Here is a 3,367-nt window from a genome sequence, read left to right as displayed (position 1 = left end):
GCGGGACCACGCCTTGTCACGAGCCTTGCGGGCCTGTCGCAGCCAACTTCCGGGGGCGGCGGCCCTGGCTCTGGGAGCCGGGCAGTTGCAACGCCTGCCGGAAGTGTTGACCCGGCGGGAGGCGGTGGCGCGGCGTTACGGGGCGATGCGACACCGGGGCGTGTTGCGCTTGCCGCCGGGTGGGGAGAGAAGCTGGGAAGGCTATGTGGTGGGCCTGCCCGACCGGGTGTCGCGGGATGCCATGCGGGATTTCCTGCGGGCGGGCGGCATTGCCTGCGCCTCGCCCATGTGGTTTCGCAGCGATCCGCTGACGCCCCGCCCCGGTCTGAGCCGTTTTCTGGAAACCAGCCTGGCCCTGCCCCTGCACGCCGCCCTGGGCGATGCCGAGGTCAAACGGGTCATCAATCGGGTGCATCGCTGGCTGCAACGGTATTCTGTCGAGGGCATTGCGAAGCACCCACAGGCAAACGGGGATATCTTTTGACTTTTAATATTTTGTCTTTAACGTGGCAATAAAAAGAAAATATTCTATATTTTGACTTTGTTGTTTATCATTATCAAATTACAGATCGAATTTTGTCACAATGGCGGACCAGGGTGCGGAGAAACGACCATTTACTTCCTTCAGAACCAGACCAGCCTTGCCTAAGGCTTTGACATCGTTATACACATTTTTGTAGTCCCTGTTTGCCTTCTTGGCCAGGGAGCGGATACTGGAAGCCCCTTCATGATGGAGCTTTTTGAGTAATAAGAGTCTTTTCGGCGACAAGGTGCGTAGCAAGGTTTCCATATCTTCGAAATACAATTTTGAGCGGGATTTTTCAGGAACCTGGCCTTTCTCGGCGGTGTGCCAAGCCTCAATGAATTCTTGTGCGGATTCCTGAGGATCTTTTACGGCGATAAAGGCTGTGCGGTTCATCTCTTTCTCCTGCAGGTTTCGATATCGGCGAGAAAATCATGTACCAGGCTTTCCACGTTTTGGAAGTGATAGGGTTCCTCCTGCGCCATTCTGTGTCGGTGGTCTCCCTTCCCGGTTTCGTTATCGTACCGAATCAGGCATGTTCCATCCGGCAGACCGTAATACAGCCGATATTTGAGTCCGTGTGGCCGCTCGGGCGAAACAGCAGGCAACTGCCAGAGTACCATTTCCCGTATGGCGCCGTCGTGATAGATAAACTTGCTGTGGACGATCCGTCTTGCCTTGGCCATGGAGTACTCTATACCATCGGCGGATGAAGACGCAAACTCGAACCCCTTTGTGAAAACATGCCATCACACGATCCCCGTACCCGCATCCTTGAACTGCGACAGACCCTTGATCTATACAACCACCACTACCATGTTCTGGACGAGCCGCTGGTGCCGGATGCGGAGTACGACCGGCTCTATCGGGAGTTGCAGGATCTGGAGTTCGCCCACCCCCAACTGGTGACGGCGGATTCGCCCACCCGGCGGGTGGGGGGAGCGCCGCTGGCGGCTTTTGCCCCGGTTACCCATACCGTGCCCATGCTCTCCCTGGACAACCAGGAGGATCTGCGCAAGTTTCACGCGGATGTGTGCAAGGGCTTGGGGGGGCTGTTCGCGGGGGAGGTGGACTACGTCATGGAGCCCAAGCTGGACGGGTTGGCCGTGGCGCTGCACTATCGGGCGGGGGAGCTGGTGCGGGCGGCCACCCGTGGCGACGGGCAGACGGGAGAGGATGTCACCGCGCAGATTCGCACCATTCGCTCAATTCCCCTGCGTCTGCGGGGTGAAGGGATTCCCGAGTGGCTGGAGGTGCGGGGCGAGGTCTTCATGCGGTTGGCGGATTTCGAGGCCTGCAACCGCCTGCTGGAAGAACGGGGCGAAAAGCGCCTGGCCAATCCCCGCAACGCCGCAGCGGGCAGCATCCGGCAGTTGGATCCGCGTGTGACGGCCAGCCGTCCTTTGAGTTTTTACGCGCACGGTTTGGGGGAGTTGCGGGGCGCCGCTTCGCCTCCCGATAGCCACTGGGACTTTTTGCAGGCTCTGCGCCGATGGGGTGTTCCGGTGTGTCCCGAAAGCCAACGGGTGGAGGGCATCGAAGGCTGTCTCGACTTCCACCGGCGTCTGATGGCGGAGCGGGAGCAACTGCCCTATGAAGTCGACGGGGTGGTGTGCAAGGTCGATGTGTTCGACTATCGCAAGCGGCTGGGCTTCCGGGACCGGGCGCCCCGCTGGGCGGTGGCCTGCAAGTTTCCGCCACGGGAGGCGGTGACCCGGGTGGTGGATATCGCGGTGCAGGTGGGACGCACCGGGGTGTTGACCCCGGTGGCCAATCTGGAGCCGGTCTCGCTGGGCGGGGTGACGGTGGCGCGGGCCACGCTGCACAATTTCGCCGATCTGGCCAGCAAGGATGTGCGGGTGGGGGACCGGGTGGTGGTGATGCGGGCCGGAGATGTGATCCCGGCGGTCAAACAGGTGCTTCCGGAGGAGGGGGTGGTGCGGGGCGAGGCGGTGGTTCGTCCGACCCGTTGCCCGACCTGCGGCACGCCGGTGGTGCAGGAAGAGGAGGAGGTGGCCCTGCGTTGTCCGGCGGGTACGACCTGTCCGGATCAGTTGCGGGAGTCGATCCGCCATTTCGCCTCACGGCGGGCCATGGACATCGAAGGTCTGGGCGAAAAGCTGGTCGATCTGCTGTTGCGGGAGGGGTTGGTGCATTCCGTCGCTGACCTCTATCGCCTGCAGGCGGCGGATTTGGTAGGCTTGGAGCGTTTCGGGGAGAAGTCGGCGGGCAATCTGCTGGAGGCGCTGGAGCGCAGCAAAACCATTGCCCTGGAGCGATTTCTCTTCGCATTGGGCATTCGGGATGTGGGGGAGGCCACGGCGCGGCAGTTGGCGCTGCATTTCGGCACGCTGGAAGCGGTCATGGCGGCGGATGGCCGGGAGTTGGAAGGGGTGGCGGAAGTCGGCGTCAAGGTGGCGGCCCGCCTGGTGGCCTTTTTCGGGGAGGCGCGGCAGCGCGAGGTGATCGCTGAGTTGCTTGCCCTCGGGGTGAGGCCTCGGGGGCCGGAAGCGACGCGGGAGGGCGGACGGCCTTTGGCGGGGGTGACGGTGGTGTTGACCGGCACCCTGGCGGCCATGGGACGGCAGGAGGCGCAACGTCGCCTGGAGGGTTTGGGGGCCAAGGTCTCCGGGAGTGTTTCCAAACGCACGGGTTTCGTGGTGGCGGGGGTGGAGCCGGGCTCCAAGCTGCAAAAGGCCAGGGAGTTGGAGGTGGAGGTGTTGCAGGAGGCGGATTTTCTGCAGCGGCTGCGGGAGTGGGAGACAGAGGGTTAATCATTTGTCTTTCAATATTTTAATCTTTTAAGTATCAAAAAAAGAAAATGTTCTGTCTTTTGACTTTCTT

General features: G+C 61.4%; 4 protein-coding genes. 2 read left to right on the top strand and 2 right to left on the bottom strand.

The window, feature by feature from the left end; translation table 11 throughout:
- The first annotated feature begins 13 nt into the window (after window positions 1–13).
- The gene (locus HQL56_19035) at window positions 14–484 is read left to right on the top strand and encodes a DegT/DnrJ/EryC1/StrS aminotransferase family protein (protein ID MBF0311612.1); all 471 of its coding nucleotides are present in this window, start codon (window positions 14–16) and stop codon (window positions 482–484) included.
- Window positions 485–562: 78 nt separating this feature from the next.
- Here the strand turns inward: HQL56_19035 and HQL56_19030 are convergent, their stop codons facing one another.
- Both HQL56_19030 and HQL56_19025 read right to left on the bottom strand, forming a co-directional pair.
- On the bottom strand, window positions 563–919 hold the full coding sequence (locus HQL56_19030) for a hypothetical protein (protein MBF0311611.1): 357 nt from the start codon (window positions 917–919) through the stop codon (window positions 563–565).
- Window positions 916–1,209, bottom strand: a complete 294-nt coding sequence (locus HQL56_19025; GenBank protein ID MBF0311610.1) for a hypothetical protein — start codon at window positions 1,207–1,209, stop codon at window positions 916–918. Before HQL56_19025 ends, HQL56_19030 begins: the two co-directional genes overlap by 4 nt.
- A 57-nt stretch (window positions 1,210–1,266) precedes the next feature.
- Between HQL56_19025 and ligA the strand changes: the two genes are divergently transcribed.
- Window positions 1,267–3,297, top strand: a complete 2,031-nt coding sequence (ligA, locus tag HQL56_19020; GenBank protein ID MBF0311609.1) for an NAD-dependent DNA ligase LigA — start codon at window positions 1,267–1,269, stop codon at window positions 3,295–3,297.
- Window positions 3,298–3,367: the final 70 nt, after the last annotated feature.

The sequence above is a fragment of the Magnetococcales bacterium genome (genome assembly GCA_015231925.1).
In the GTDB taxonomy this organism is placed as follows: Bacteria; Pseudomonadota; Magnetococcia; order Magnetococcales; family JADGAQ01; genus JADGAQ01.
The sequence above is the reverse complement of the archived record's forward strand: the minus strand, read 5'-3'. Positions and strand labels throughout refer to the sequence as shown.